The organism is Kocuria rhizophila DC2201 (assembly GCF_000010285.1).
Taxonomy (GTDB): Bacteria; Actinomycetota; Actinomycetes; order Actinomycetales; family Micrococcaceae; genus Kocuria; species Kocuria rhizophila_A.
The window spans coordinates 1865308-1878747 of the sequence record NC_010617.1; the positions used below are offsets into that span (position 1 = coordinate 1865308).

The 13440-nt window shown below is 71.9% G+C and carries 12 protein-coding genes; 3 read left to right on the forward strand and 9 right to left on the reverse strand.

Annotated features, from left to right (window positions below; translation table 11 throughout):
* Nucleotides 1-20: 20 nt before the first annotated feature.
* The 5 genes from KRH_RS08115 to KRH_RS08135 form a co-directional block, all read right to left on the reverse strand.
* Nucleotides 21-1385: a galactokinase gene (locus KRH_RS08115; RefSeq protein WP_050738057.1), complete on the reverse strand. Its 1365-nt coding sequence runs from the start codon at nt 1383-1385 to the stop codon at nt 21-23.
* 51 nt (nt 1386-1436) lie between these two features.
* A complete protein-coding gene (locus tag KRH_RS08120) occupies nt 1437-2927 on the reverse strand; it encodes a sugar porter family MFS transporter (RefSeq protein ID WP_012398716.1) in 1491 nt (496 codons plus the stop codon).
* A gap of 205 nt (nt 2928-3132) precedes the next feature.
* On the reverse strand, nt 3133-4098 hold the full coding sequence (locus tag KRH_RS08125; protein WP_012398717.1) for a GNAT family N-acetyltransferase: 966 nt from the start codon (nt 4096-4098) through the stop codon (nt 3133-3135).
* 7 nt (nt 4099-4105) lie between these two features.
* A complete protein-coding gene (locus tag KRH_RS08130; protein ID WP_012398718.1) occupies nt 4106-5488 on the reverse strand; it encodes a glycine--tRNA ligase in 1383 nt (460 codons plus the stop codon).
* Between the two features lie 340 nt (nt 5489-5828).
* Entirely contained in the window at nt 5829-7019 is a 1191-nt protein-coding gene (locus KRH_RS08135; RefSeq protein ID WP_012398719.1) for an acyl-CoA dehydrogenase family protein, read from the reverse strand.
* Nucleotides 7020-7165: 146 nt separating this feature from the next.
* Between KRH_RS08135 and KRH_RS08140 the strand changes: the two genes are divergently transcribed.
* Nucleotides 7166-7741, forward strand: coding sequence for a MarR family winged helix-turn-helix transcriptional regulator (locus KRH_RS08140; protein ID WP_012398720.1), 576 nt, complete (start codon nt 7166-7168; stop codon nt 7739-7741).
* On the opposite strand, the gene mmsB is transcribed toward KRH_RS08140, so the two are convergent.
* Together mmsB and KRH_RS08150 are read right to left on the reverse strand one after the other, a co-directional pair.
* Nucleotides 7738-8682: a 3-hydroxyisobutyrate dehydrogenase gene (gene mmsB / locus KRH_RS08145; protein ID WP_012398721.1), complete on the reverse strand. Its 945-nt coding sequence runs from the start codon at nt 8680-8682 to the stop codon at nt 7738-7740. The genes KRH_RS08140 and mmsB overlap by 4 nt on opposite strands.
* Before the next feature lie 164 nt (nt 8683-8846).
* On the reverse strand, nt 8847-10343 hold the full coding sequence (locus KRH_RS08150; RefSeq protein WP_012398722.1) for a CoA-acylating methylmalonate-semialdehyde dehydrogenase: 1497 nt from the start codon (nt 10341-10343) through the stop codon (nt 8847-8849).
* A gap of 202 nt (nt 10344-10545) precedes the next feature.
* Between KRH_RS08150 and KRH_RS08155 the strand changes: the two genes are divergently transcribed.
* Complete coding sequence (locus KRH_RS08155; protein WP_012398723.1) at nt 10546-10782, forward strand: RNA-binding S4 domain-containing protein; 237 nt, start codon at nt 10546-10548, stop codon at nt 10780-10782.
* A gap of 66 nt (nt 10783-10848) precedes the next feature.
* On the opposite strand, the gene KRH_RS08160 is transcribed toward KRH_RS08155, so the two are convergent.
* Entirely contained in the window at nt 10849-11493 is a 645-nt protein-coding gene (locus tag KRH_RS08160) for an alpha/beta hydrolase (RefSeq protein ID WP_012398724.1), read from the reverse strand.
* 72 nt (nt 11494-11565) lie between these two features.
* On the opposite strand from KRH_RS08160, the gene KRH_RS08165 reads away from it, so the two are divergent.
* Nucleotides 11566-12441, forward strand: a complete 876-nt coding sequence (locus KRH_RS08165) for an SGNH/GDSL hydrolase family protein (protein WP_041297385.1) — start codon at nt 11566-11568, stop codon at nt 12439-12441.
* Between the two features lie 136 nt (nt 12442-12577).
* On the opposite strand, the gene KRH_RS08170 is transcribed toward KRH_RS08165, so the two are convergent.
* Complete coding sequence (locus tag KRH_RS08170) at nt 12578-13393, reverse strand: GNAT family N-acetyltransferase (RefSeq protein ID WP_012398726.1); 816 nt, start codon at nt 13391-13393, stop codon at nt 12578-12580.
* Nucleotides 13394-13440: the final 47 nt, after the last annotated feature.

Below are 13440 nucleotides of genomic sequence, written 5' to 3' on the forward strand. Positions count from 1 at the left end.
CTGGGCTCCCGGAGGTGGTGCTAGCGAATCCGGCGCCCGGCCGGCGACGGGTTCAGGGTCAGGAACAGAGGGTCGCGGAAGCCGTGGTCCGAGAACGCCGAGCACACGGAGGCGGCCAGCTCGTCCAGCTCGTCCTCCCGGGCCAGGGCGATCACCGAGCCACCGAAGCCGCCGCCCACCACCTTCGCCCCCAGGGCGCCGGCGTCGAGGCACGCGGTCACGGCGGCGTCGAGCTCCGGAACGGTGACCTGGCAGTCCAGACGCATGGACTCGTGGCCCGCCACGAGCAGCCGGCCCACGAGGTCCCAGTCCGGAGCCGCGGTGGAGAGCTGGTCCGCGATGCGCACCGAACGGACCATCTCGGTCAGGGAGTGCCGCAGCCGCAGGCGCATGCCCTCCGGATCGGCCTCGGTGTTGGCTCCGGCGCGCAGCAGGGTGTCGAAGCGCTCGAGGACCGCGGCGGCGTCGTCGTCCGTGGGGTGGGCGGGCAGGGCGTCCCGCAGCCGGGGGACGCCCAGGACCGCCGCGGCGGCCTCGCACTGCTCGCGCCGGGAGCTGTACTGACCGTCCGCGAGGCGGTGCGGGGCGCGGGTGTCCACGGCGAGCCACGTGAGACCGGAGACGGAGGGATCGGCGGGCAGGCGGGCGACGTCGAAATCCCGGCAGTCCAGGGCGAGGGTCTCCCCCGCGTGCGAGCGCAGGGATGCGGTCTGGTCCAGCCCGCCCGTGTTGGCCCCCACGATGTGGTTCTCGGCGTCCATGCACGCGCGGGCCAGGGCGCGGCGCAGGCGGTCGTCCGGGGCGTCGTCGCCCGTGGACAGGGAGAACAGTGCGAGCGCGACCGAGCACTCCAGCGCGGCGGAGGAGGCCAGCCCGGCGCCGATGGGCACGGTGGAGTCCACCATGAGGTCCGCACCGACGTCCGGGGCCAGGGCGAGCTCGGGGACCGCGACGGGGTGGTCCGAGCGGCCCGAGGCCACCCGCTGCATGCCCCACGCGACCCCGGCGGCGTAGCCGAACCAGCCGCCGATGCTCCCGGGGGCGATGTCCGCTACCGGGGTGGTGCGCAGCCGGTGGTCCGCCACGGACTCGTCCGCGTCCTGCAGGGACAGCGCCCGCAGCACGCCGTCCGTGCGCGGTGCGGCGGCGGTGAGCGTCACGTACTGGTGGGCGAAGGGCAGGCACATTCCGCCCGAGTAGTCGATGTACTCCCCCATGAGGTTGGCCCGTCCCGGCGCGGCCCACACACCCACCGGCGCGCGGCCGTAGGCCCGCTCGAAGCGCTCGCTCAGTAGCTCGGCGCGCGCGAGGACGTCCGGCTGCGGCACCCACTGCGGGCACCCGGCTTCCTCCGGCGGGGCGACGACGGCGGGTTCACAGGACACGGACGGTTCCTCACATGATCGGGTGGTGCGGTGGCGACACGCCATTGTCCCCTACGCGGCGCGGAAGTGCTCCTCGAGCTCCTCCAGGGTGCGGTCCTTGGTCTCCGGGGCCACCCGGTGCACCCACACGAGGGCCACGAGCTGCAGGGCCACGAAGATCAGCACGGTGTACCCCACGCCCAGGGCGTCGGTGAGCAGCGGGAAGGTCAGCCCCACCACGAAGGTCACCATCCACAGCAACCATGCGCACGCGCCCATTCCCACCCCGCGCACGGACAGCGGGAAGATCTCGGACATGTACAGCCACGTGACGGTCCCGATGCAGCACTGCTCGAAGCCCACGAACACCACGATGCACGCGAGCACCGCCCACGGCCGGGCCGCACTCTCCCCGGGGACCAGCAGGTAGCACAGCGCGAACGCGGTGAGGGAGGTGATGGTCCCCGCCAGGCCGGTGAGCAGCAGCGGACGCCGGCCCACGTGCTTGAGCAGCACCATCGCGAGTCCCACGGCGGCCACGCCCACGAACCCGGGGATGATGTTGGCGTAGAACGCCCCGTTGCCGCCGAAGCCCGAGTCCTGCAGCACGGTCACGCCGTAGTACTGGATGGCGTTGATCCCGGAGATCTGGTTGATCACGGCCATGGCCGCACCGATCCCGAAGATGCCGCGGATCCACGGCACGCGCACGAGGTCAAGCACACCCGCCGCGGGGCGGTCCGCGTCCTGAGCGGCGAGCTCCCGCACGCCCTCGGCCTCGTCCGCGGTGTAGGCGTGCTGCCGGATGCGCTGCAGCACCCGCGTCATCTCGTCGAAGCGACCGCGGCGGGCCAGCCAGCGCGGGGACTCCGGCACCACGGTCATCCCCACCCACAGCACCAGCGCGGGCACCGTGGCGAGCACGAGCATGTAGCGCCACACGTGCGGAACGTGGCCGAACGCCGTCGCCAGCCCCGCGTTGAACACGAACGCGAGCGCCTGCCCGCCCACGATCATCAGCTCGTTCTGGGCGACCACGCGCCCGCGCAGGTGGGCCGGGGCGAGCTCCGCGAGGAACACGGGCACGGTCACCGAGGACGCTCCCACGGCGAGTCCCAGCACGGCACGGAACGCCACGAGCACGCCCACGGACGGCGCGCCCGCGCAGCCGACGGTCGCCACCACGAACACCACGGCGAGCACCATGAGCAGGCGGCGCCGCCCGAACCGGTCCGCGAGTCGCCCACCGAACGCGGCTCCCCACGCCGCGCCGAACGGCAGGATGGAGGCCACGAGCCCCTCCAGGAACGGCGTGAGCTGCATGTCCGTGACCAGGGAGGGCAGAGCGCCGTTGATCACGCCGGTGTCGTAGCCGAACAGCAGCCCGCCGAACGTGGCCACGGTGGCGATCAGTCGCAGCCGCCCGCTCAGGGGCTGGGCCTCGGGCGCACCAGTGGGGTGCGGGTCGTGCGGTGCGGCGGCGTCGCCGAAGGGGCTGGCTGCGGAGGGGCCGGGTGCGGTGGGTCCGGTGTGCTGCGAGGAGTGCGCCTGGGAAGCGGGCATCGAGGTCCTTTCGTCCGTGAACGTCTTATCACGGTCCTCACCGCGGAAAGCACAAGCGCGGGGGTGAGGCGGTGCCACGTCACAGCCCGGGGGTGCCTGAGGTGGGGCAGAGTGCGGCGCGATGGACACCGCACCGTCGAGCACCCGGCGGGCACGCGAGAGCCCTCCCACCGCGGGCACGGCAGGAGGGCTCTCCGTGGCAGGTCTAGTCCAGCACCAGCGTCTCGGTCTCCGTGACCACGCGGGCCACGCCCGCGGCGAGGAGGTTGTCCACCACGCTGACCAGCGGGCCCATGGAGTCGTCCACCTCCAACTCCACCGGGTAGTCGCTCACGAGCAGCGCCAGCAAGGTCTCCAGAGCCGCGCCGGACTGCTCCGGGGTGGCCCCGGCCGCACCGGGCACGTAGCCGAGCAGCACGTCCGCGACCTCGTTGGGCTGCGGCTCATCGTGCGGGTTGGCCGGGTCGAACGGACGGTAGCTCACGGCGAACGCCGCGGTCGGGCCCCTGCCGTCCGTGCCGCCCACCGTGCGGCGCAGCACCACGGCGCCGTAGGCCCCGGCGGTGTCCGAGAGGAACTGCTTGTTGACCGCGCCGATGCTCACGTCCCCCACCGGGTCCCACGCGTGGACCTCCCGGTAGAAGGACTCCACGGCGCGGGTCAGCTCCACGGAGCCGGTCGCGAGGTCCTCCACGGCCTCCGCGTCGGAGCCGTCCGTGTTCTGCCCGAGCGTGGGCAAGGGCAGGGCACCGGCGTCCACACGCACCACGCGCGAGCGCATGGCGTCCGCGAAGCCCAGGGAGCGGGCGAAGCCCTCCCCCGTGGCGCCCCGGGTCACGCGCGTGCGCAGGGCCTCGACGGGAGCACCCGCCTCACGGGCGGCCGCCCGCAGCCGGGACACGAGCTCCCGCCCGATGCCCTCGCGGCGGTGGTCCGGTGCGACCTCCACGAACAGCCACAGCCGCTTCGGGTGCCACGCGGAGGCGTAGCAGACCCCGGCGGCGACCGGGACGCCGTCATCGGTGGCCACGAGCGTCACGGCGAACCCGCTCTGGTCCGCAGCACCCAGCCGGGCGCGGAACGCCTGGACGGGCGCGGACTCGGCGTCCGGCCACAGTTCGAGCAGGCGCAGGTCGTCGTCCTCGCGCCAGGGGCGGTAGTCGATGCTCATGCGGTTCCTACTTCTCCAGGCGCTCGGCCAGGTACTGCTGCACGCGGTCCAGGCCCACCCGCTCCTGGGTCATCTCGTCGCGCGAGCGGATGGTCACGGCCTGGTCCTCGAGGGTGTCGAAGTCCACGGTGATGCAGAACGGCGTGCCGATCTCGTCCTGGCGGCGGTAGCGGCGGCCGATGGCCCCGGCGTCGTCGTAGTCGATGTTCCAGCGGCGGCGCAGCTCGGCGTCCAGGTGCTGCGCTGTGGGGCGCAGGTCCTCCTTCTTGGACAGCGGCAGCACCGCGGCCTTGACCGGGGCCAGGCGCGGGTCCAGGCGCAGCACGGTGCGGGTGTCCACGCCGCCCTTGGTGTTGGGTGCCTCGTCCTCCACGTACGCGTCCACCAGGAACGCCATCATGGAGCGGGTCAGCCCGAAGGACGGCTCGATCACGTACGGGGTGTAGCGCTCGCCGGAGGCCTGGTCGAAGTACTGCATCTTGGTGCCGGATGCCTCGGTGTGGTTGCTGAGGTCGAAGTCCGTGCGGTTGGCCACGCCCATCAGCTCACCCCACTCGGAGCCCTGGAAGCCGAAGCGGTACTCGATGTCGATGGTGCCGTCCGAGTAGTGCGCGCGGTCGTCCGCGGGAACGTCGTAGCGGCGCATGTTGTCCGGGTTCACGCCCAGGTCCACGAACCAGTCCCAGCACGCCTCGACCCACTCGTCGAAGTACTTCTTCGCCTCGTCCGGGTGGATGAAGTACTCGATCTCCATCTGCTCGAACTCCCGTGTGCGGAAGATGAAGTTGCCCGGGGTGATCTCGTTGCGGAACGCCTTGCCGATCTGCCCGATGCCAAACGGCGGCTTCTTGCGCGCGGCGGTCACCACGTTGAGGAAGTTCACGAAGATGCCCTGGGCGGTCTCCGGGCGCAGGAAGTGCTTGCCCTCCTCGTTGTCCACGGGGCCCAGGAAGGTCTTCATCAGACCGGAGAACTGCTGCGGCTCGGTCCACTTGCCGTCCTGGCCCGTCTCCGGGTCCTTGACGTCCGCCAACCCGTTGACCGGCGGGTGGCCGTGCTTGGCCTCGTAGGCCTCCAGCAGGTGGTCCGCGCGGTAGCGCTTGTGGGTGTGCAGGGACTCCACCAGGGGATCGGTGAAGGTCTCCACGTGCCCGGAGGCCTGCCACACCGCGGACGGCAGGATGATCGAGGAGTCCAGGCCCACCATGTCCGCGCGGCCGCGCACGAAGGTCTGCCACCACTCGCGCTTGATGTTCTCCTTCAGCTCCGCACCCAGGGGCCCGTAGTCCCACGCGGAGCGCGAACCCCCGTAGATCTCACCCGCCTGGAACACGAAGCCCCGGCGCTTGGCCAGGGAGATGACATTGTCCAGGGTGGATTTCGGGGCCATACGGTCTCACTTCCGTGTCTCGCGCGGCGCCCGCGGGGGCTCGCGCGTGGGGATCGGTGGGCTCAGGCTCTCAACCCGCACGGGGAGAGCCTTTCCGCTCCAGGGTAGCGAGGTTCCGCGGCGCGGGCCTAACCTCCGACCACGACGCCGCACGGCCGGCGCCCCTGCGCCCCGCACCGTCCCGCGCGGCTCACCGCGCCGCCACCGACCCGCCCTCCCAGCGTGCGCTCGGAACCGGGCACTCCGGGGCAAAGGAGGACCGGGCGGCACGGGGTGGTCACGCCGGTGAGGGCGGGGTGGGCGCCGGACGCGACCAGGCGGCGTCGCTGCCCGCCCGCCGCTAGGAGACGAACGCGGAGACGCCCGTGAGGGCCCGGGCCACGATGAGCGAGTTGATGTGGTAGCTGCCCTCGTAGGTGTGGATGGCCTCGATGTCCGCCATGACCTTGGCGATCCCGTAGTGGCTCAGCAGCCCGTTGCCGCCCAGGGCGTCCCGGGCCTGGGAGGCGGACTGGCGGGCCAGGCGCGTGGCCGTGGACTTGGCCAGGGCCGCCTGCATCATGGCGAGCTCGTCCGCGTCCTGGACCCGGGTGACCTGCGCCATCATCCCGGAGCTGGCCGCCAGGTTGCCCGCGACCTCCGCGATCACCTGCTGCACGAGCTGGAAGCTGGCGAGCGGCCTGCCGAACTGGATGCGCTCCAGGGCGTAGTCGCGCACGATGTCGAGGATCGACTGCTGGGCCCCGACGGCCTGCCAGCCCACCCACGCGCGGGAGTCCTTGAGCAGCCCGTTGGCCGCCTGGAAGGACGCCGCGCCGGGCAGCAGGGCGTCCGCGGGCAGCCGCAGGTCCGTGAGCTCGATGTCCGCGTTCTGCATGATCCGCAGGCCCATCTTGTGCTCGATCTTGGTGGCCGCGTACCCCGGCAGGGAGGTGTCCACGGCAAAGCACTTGATGAGGTCGTCCGCGGTGTCCCGGGCCCACACCAGGGCCAGGTCCGCCACGGTGCCGAGCCCGATCCAGCGCTTGGAGCCGTTGAGCACCCACCCGTCCGCGTCCCGCGTGGCGGTAGTGGCGAGGCCCCCGGCGATGTCCGAGCCGTGCTCCGGCTCGGTGAGGCAGAACGCCCCCAGCTGCCGCAGCTCCTTGAGCCCGGGCAGCCACGTCTGCTTCTGCTCCTCCGAGCCGAATGCCTCCAGGGTGCCCACGATCAGCTCGTTGTGGATGCCCAGCAGGGCGGAGAGGGAGAGGTCCGCGCGGGCGATCTGCGCGTGCACGAGGTTCTGGAACAGCCGGGAGCCACCGGACTCGGCGAGCCGCCCCAGCCCCAGGTCCGCGAGCGCGGGCAGCAGGTCACGGGCCAGTTCCTCACGGTTCCACCACTCGACGCTCTGGTGCCGCACCTCGCTCTGCAGGTGCTCCGTGATGGCACGCAGCCGCTCGCGCTCCTCGCTGCCGAGCTGGTGCTCCAGGTGCAGCAGGTCCGGGCTGGGGAGGGCGGTGGCGCGCTGGGGTGATGCGGCTGGGCTCATGGTCCTGGTCCTCGGGGTAGTGGGCAGGCAGATAGTGGTACGTCCGACTATAACGGCAGAATGCTTTTCCGGGTGGCCCGGGTCACACCCCGCTTCCGGGCCCGGCGCGCGGACAGACGCGGTCAGCGCGGGCCCCGCCCCGTAGAATGCGGGTCATGGCCCAGCACGAACCCCTCCCCCGCGACCCCATTGCCGAGGCCCGGCGCAACTGGGAGCGCGAGGGCTGGACGGAGGCCGCCGGGCCCATGGCCGCGGTGACCTCGATCATGCGGGCGCAGCAGCTTTTGCTGGCCCAGGCGGACCGGATCCTCAAGCCGTTCCACCTCACGTTCTCCCGCTACGAGGTGCTGGCTCTGCTGAGCTTCGCGCGCGAGCACAGGATGCTCATGAAGAAGGCCAGTGCCCTGCTGCAGGTCCACCCCACGTCCATCACCAACGCGGTGGACCGATTGGAGGCCGCCGGGCTGGTGCGACGGGAGCCGGTCAGCACGGACCGCCGGGCCGTGAACGTGGTGCTGACGGACCGGGGCCTGGAGACCGTGGAGGGGGCCACCCGCGCCCTGAACGAGGAGCTGTTCCTCACCACGGGCTTCGAGGAGCACGAGGTGAAGGCGCTGGTGGGAGCGCTGAGCGGTTTCCGGGCCCGATGCGGGGACTTCGCTCCTCCCGCGGGCCGCCCCGACACCGCACACGAGGACCCTTCCCGCAAGTCCGCGCGTTAGCCCTGCCCGGAACTCTCTTCAGATCCCTCCCGCAGCGTGGTGATGATGCCGGAGAAGTCCATGCCCGCGTGGCCGTCCTTCACGAACTGGTCGTAGAGCTCCGCCGCGAGCCGACCCATGGGGGCGGTGGCACCGGTCTCGTCCAGCGCGGTGGTGGCGAGGTTGAGGTCCTTGGACATCAGCGCCCCCGCGAAGCCCGGTTCGTAGTCCTTGTTGGCCGGGCTCATGGGCACGGGGCCGGGAACGGGACAGTTGGTGGTCAGCGCCCAGCACTGGCCCGAGGCGTTGGAGACCACGTCGAACATCGCCTGGTGCTCCAGCCCGAGCTTCTCGGCCAGCACGAACGCCTCGCTGACCGCCACCATGGACACACCCAGGATCATGTTGTTGCAGATCTTCGCGGCCTGGCCCATGCCGTTGCCGCCGCAGTGCACCACGCGGCCGCCCATGATCTCCAGCAGGGGCCGCACGCGCTCGAAGACCTCGGGCTCCCCGCCCACCATGAACGCGAGCGTCCCGGCGGTGGCGCCCACCACTCCCCCGGAGACCGGGGCGTCCGCGGCGGTGAAGCCCTTCTCCCGTGCGAGCCCCGAGGCCTCCTGCGCCTCGGAGATGTTGATGGTAGAGCAGTCCAGGAACGTGGCACCCGCGGGGGCTGCGGCGAGCAGGCCCTCCGCGCCGTCGACCCCCGTGTAGGCGTCGATCACGTGCCGCCCGGACGGGAACATGGTGATCACCACCTGCGCCTGGCGCACGGCGTCCTCCGGGGTCGCCGCCACGGCGAGTCCCTGCTCCCGGGCGGCGTCCGTGGCGGCGGGCACCACGTCGAAGGCGGTCACGTCCACCCCGGCCTTGACCAGGTTCACGGCCATGGGTCCACCCATGTGGCCCAGGCCGAGGAAGGCGACGGAGGGTAGCTGCTGGCTGGTGGTCTCGCTCATGGTGTTCCTCGTTCCAGGGGTGGCGGGGGCTCCGCGCGCCGCGGAGCCGAGGGAATGCGAATGCGGGAGTGGCGGAGTGCGGGGACTCCGCCGGGCGTCCTCGGCGGTGCTCGGGGGCGCCGTGCAGCGTGCCCGCGGCGCGGGGCACGACGACGCCGCGCGGCTCAGCTGCCGGCGGGCATCACGAAGCTCGCGCCCTCCTTGGTGCCGGAGGGCCAGCGCGTGGTGACGGTCTTGGTCTTGGTGTAGAACTTCAGCCCGTCCGTGCCGTGCTGGTTGAGGTCCCCGAAGCCCGAGGCCTTCCAGCCGCCAAAGGTGTAGTACGCGATCGGCACGGGGATGGGGACGTTGACGCCCACCATGCCCACCTCCACGCGGGTGGTGAAGTCCCGGGCCGTGTCCCCGTCGCGGGTGAAGATGGCCACGCCGTTGCCGTACTCGTGCTCGCTGGGCAGGCGAAGGGCCTCCTCGTAGTCCGCGGCGCGGGCGATGCACAGCACCGGGCCGAAGATCTCCTCGCGGTAGATGCTCATGTCCGTGGTCACGTGGTCGAACAGGGTGGCGCCCACCCAGAACCCGTTGGGGTGACCGTCCACGGTGGCGCCGCGGCCGTCCACCACCAGCTCCGCGCCCTCCTTCTCGCCGGCGGCGATGTAGGACTCGATGCGCTCCTTGGCCTGGGCGCTCACCACGGGACCGAAGTCCGAGGACGGCTCCAGGGACGGGCCGAGCGTGAGCGTGGCGATCCGCTCCTCGAGCAGGGCGCGCAGCCTGTCCGCGGTGGCCTCACCCACGGGCACGGCCACGGAGATGGCCATGCAACGCTCGCCGGCGGAGCCGAAGGCCGCGCCGATCAGGGCGTCCGCGGCCTGCTCGAGGTCCGCGTCCGGCATGATCACCATGTGGTTCTTGGCGCCGCCGAAGCACTGGGCACGCTTGTTCTGCGCGGCGGCCGCGCTGTAGATGGACTGGGCGATGGGCGAGGAGCCCACGAACCCGATGGCCCGCACGCGCGGATCCTCGATGAGGGCGTCCACGGCGGTCTTGTCCCCGTGCACCACGTTCAGCGCACCGGCGGGCATGCCCGCCTCGACGGCCAGCTCTGCGAGCCGCACCGGCACGGAGGGGTCTCGCTCGGAGGGCTTGAGCACGAAGGTGTTGCCGGCGGCGAGCGCGATGCCCGCCTTCCACAGCGGGATCATCGCCGGGAAGTTGAACGGGGTGATCCCCGCGACCACGCCGAGCGGCTGGCGCAGCGAGTGGACGTCGATGCCCGTGCCCGCGCCGCTGGAGAACTCGCCCTTGAGCAGGTGCGGCGCACCGGCCGCGAACTCCACGACCTCCACGCCGCGCTGGATGTCGCCCTTGGCGTCCGGGAAGGTCTTGCCGTGCTCGTTGGAGAGAAGGGTGGCCAGCTCGTCCATGTTCTCGGTGATCAGGTCCACCCACTTGAGCAGGATCCGCGCGCGGCGCTGGGCGTTGAGCCCGGACCACGCGGGGAACGCCTCCTCGGCGGCGGTCACGGCCTGTGCGACCTCCTCCGCCGTGGCCAGGGGCACCTGCGCACTGACCTCCCCCTCCACGGGGTTGAACACGTCCTGCGTGCGGCCGGAGTCGCCCGGGGTCTTCCGGCCGGCGACGAAGTGGGGAACGAGGGTCATGGCTGCTCCTGGGGTGGTGGCGCGGATGTGATGCACGTCTCCCCCCGAACGTATCCCCACTTCATTGGACGTGCAACTACTTGGGCGCACGACGCCGTTCGGGTGCGTTCCCGCCCCTCCTCACCCGCCCTGTCCACGCGCCTTTCGGCACCGCCCGGCGTTGCCGGCGATCCACCCGGAGCACGCCTGAGACAATGGACGCATGAGTGACACGGCGTACGAAGAGCTGCCCATCCGCGACCAGATGATCCGCCTGGGCCAGGCCTTGAAGCTGGCCAACCTGGCCGAGGACGGCCACCACGCGAAGACCCTGGTGTCCGAGGGTGCGGTGCACGTCAACGGTGCGGTGGAGACCCGCCGGGGCGCGCAGCTGCACCCCGGGGACGTGCTGGAGGTCCCGGCCTCCGGCATGCCGCCCGTGCGCATCGTCAGTGCGTAGAGCGCTCCGGCGCCCCCACCGCAGTGGGCGCGCCGGAGCGGGCGGTCAGTCGGGTGGCCAGGGCGCTCAGCCCGTGAGCGCCTCCAGGTACTCGGACACGTGCGCGATCTCCTGGGGTGAGACCCCGTGCCCGATGCCGCGGTACTGCACCTTGGTGGCGTCCGCGTGCTGCTGGACCCATTCGGCGGTGAGGTCCACCAGGGCGGGCGGGATCACCGGGTCCTCGGGGTCGCGGCCCCAGAACATCCGCAGGGGCTCCTCGCGCAGGGCGGCGTCGTGGAAGAAGTCCGCCTGGGCGTCGTCGTCTGCCACCGGGACCACGAAACCGGACAACCCCACCACCGCGTCCACGAGGTCCGGGGCGTGGCGGGCCACCGTGGTGGCGATCGCCATGCCCTGGGAGAAGCCGAGCAGGACCACGTGCGTGTGCTGCAGGGCCTCGTCCCGCAGCCACCGCACCACGGGCTCGGCGGCGGCCACCACGGCGTCCGTGGTGAAGCCCAGCTCGGAGGACAGCGGGAACCACTGGAAGCCCGCCCCCGCCCGCTGCGGTGCGCGCACGGAGGCGATGCTGAGCCCGGCGGGGAGGGACGCACTGAGGGCCATGAGGTCGCCCTCGTGCGAGCCATACCCGTGGAACATGACCACCAGGGGTGTCCCGGCGCGCTCCTCGGCCTCGTTGTTCCAGATGACGTGGGGTGCTGGTTCCATGGTTCCATCCTCACACGCGGCTGTGACGGACAGTGACGACACAGCTCTGCAATACGTGTTAGTAATTTTGGTATGGATGAGAGCACTCCGCCCCTGACGACGCCCCCCGTTCCCGCCGCGGACAGCACCGCGCCGCCGCCGCACCCCTGGCACCGGATGGTGTCCATCGGCGACTCCTTCACGGAGGGTGTGGGCGACCCCGACGACTCCGTCCCGGGCGGGTTCCGGGGCTGGGCCGACCGCGTGGCTGAGGAGCTTGCGCGCACCACGGACGACTTCGCCTACGCTAACCTGGCCATCCGCGGCCGGCTGTTCCAGCCCATCGTGGACGAGCAGCTGGAACCGGCCCTGGAGCTGCGCCCGGACCTCGTGACCATCAGCGCGGGTGGCAACGACATGCTGCGCCCCGCTGCGGATCCCGACGACATCGCCTCCCGCCTGGACGCGGTGATCGAGCAGATCACGGCCACCGGTGCCACCGTGGCCATGTTCGACGGTCCGGACATCGGCAACACCCCCGTGCTGCGCAGCATCCGCGGGCGCGTGGCCATCTGGAACGAGAACGTGCGCACCGTGGCCGCCCGCCACGACGCCGTGATGGTGGACCTGTGGGGTCTGCACGAACTGGGCGATCCGCGCATGTGGGCCCCGGACCGGCTGCACTTCTCCCCGCTGGGCCACCAGCTCATCGCGTGCGAGACCCTGGACTGCCTGGGCGTGGACCACGGCCTCACGCCGGACCACCCCGAGGGGCGCCCCGAGCGCACGTGGCGCGAGGCCCGCCGGGACGACATGGTGTGGGCCCGCAAGTACTTCGTGCCGTGGGTGGGCCGCCGGATCCGGCGCCGCAGCTCCGGGGACTACGTCACCGCCAAGCGCCCCGCGTTCGGCCAGGCCACGATCCCCGGCGCGGGCGAGCAGATCCCGGAGCAGGCCGAGGAGGCCTGAGCGCCCACTACTCTGCTGAACCCGACGACGACGGCGCCCGCTCCCCTTCCCGGGGTGCGGGCGCCGTCCTGCGCAGACCGCCACCGAGCCGCACGCGCCGCAGGGCCACCAGCACGGATGCGAGGGCTCGTCGCCGTCACGATGAGGCGCACGTGCGCGTGGCCGATCTCACCGTGGTGACGGGCACGAGCCCCACCCGCTGGAGGATGGGCCGCGAGTACTCGCTGCAGTCGACGTGGAGCAGTGACCGCCCCCGGTCCCGGGCCGAGCGGGCTCTCTGGTCCACCAGGGCCCGGTACAGCCCGCGCCCACGGTGCTCGTCCAGGCACGCGCCGCCCCAGAGCCCCGCGAAGTCAGTACGGTCGGGGAACTCGAGGCGCCCGGAACAGACCACCTGGCCGTCCCCGTCGCGTACCGCCCACATCTCGAACGTCTCGGGGGCGCTTCGCCACCGCTCGACCAGCTGGTCCTGCTGGAGCCGGATGCGTTCCGGCGAGTCCTCGAAAACCCGTCCTGCCAGGTGCTCTGCTTCTCGCAGCTGGACCTCCGTTGCGGCCCGCTCCACGGCGTACCCCCGGAGGGGCTCCTGCCCGGCGAGGGCGGCGGCGACCGCATCCGCCTCACCCACCATGACCGTCTCGGGCTCCCCGAGGGCGAAACCGTGGTGCTGGAGTCGGCTCAGCAGGTGGGGCAGCGGGTCGTGCGACCGGGTCTTCCAGGAGATGTGGTCCACGCGCGGGTCCGCTTCACAGGTCGCGATCACTTCGGCGATCAGGTCGTCCAGTTCTGCCCCGCCCATCGAGAAGGGGGCGGAGGAGACGAAGGCGCGCCGCCGCGCTGGGAACACCCCGGCGAGCAGGGGTCCGAGACGCAGCACGTCGGGCGCGTCGGCCATCTCGGCGGCGCCCCGCAGCTGCGAGTCGTAGGCATCGAGCAGTGATCGGATCTGCATGTGGCAGAGCGTGGCACCGCCCGCCGTCCCTGGCAAGGCCCCCCGCC

Excerpts from the sequence above, each read along its gene's own strand:
- KRH_RS08170 (WP_012398726.1), bottom strand. The coding sequence starts at position 13,393 with ATGCAGATCCGATCACTGCTCGATGCCTACGACTCGCAGCTGCGGGGC.
- KRH_RS08140 (WP_012398720.1), top strand. The coding sequence starts at position 7,166 with ATGCGGGTCATGGCCCAGCACGAACCCCTCCCCCGCGACCCCATTGCC.
- KRH_RS08120 (WP_012398716.1), bottom strand. The coding sequence starts at position 2,927 with ATGCCCGCTTCCCAGGCGCACTCCTCGCAGCACACCGGACCCACCGCA.
- KRH_RS08160 (WP_012398724.1), bottom strand. The coding sequence starts at position 11,493 with ATGGAACCAGCACCCCACGTCATCTGGAACAACGAGGCCGAGGAGCGC.
- KRH_RS08150 (WP_012398722.1), bottom strand. The coding sequence starts at position 10,343 with ATGACCCTCGTTCCCCACTTCGTCGCCGGCCGGAAGACCCCGGGCGAC.
- KRH_RS08125 (WP_012398717.1), bottom strand. The coding sequence starts at position 4,098 with ATGAGCATCGACTACCGCCCCTGGCGCGAGGACGACGACCTGCGCCTG.
- KRH_RS08135 (WP_012398719.1), bottom strand. The coding sequence starts at position 7,019 with ATGAGCCCAGCCGCATCACCCCAGCGCGCCACCGCCCTCCCCAGCCCG.
- KRH_RS08130 (WP_012398718.1), bottom strand. The coding sequence starts at position 5,488 with ATGGCCCCGAAATCCACCCTGGACAATGTCATCTCCCTGGCCAAGCGC.
- KRH_RS08155 (WP_012398723.1), top strand. The coding sequence starts at position 10,546 with ATGAGTGACACGGCGTACGAAGAGCTGCCCATCCGCGACCAGATGATC.
- KRH_RS08165 (WP_041297385.1), top strand. The coding sequence starts at position 11,566 with ATGGATGAGAGCACTCCGCCCCTGACGACGCCCCCCGTTCCCGCCGCG.
- mmsB (WP_012398721.1), bottom strand. The coding sequence starts at position 8,682 with ATGAGCGAGACCACCAGCCAGCAGCTACCCTCCGTCGCCTTCCTCGGC.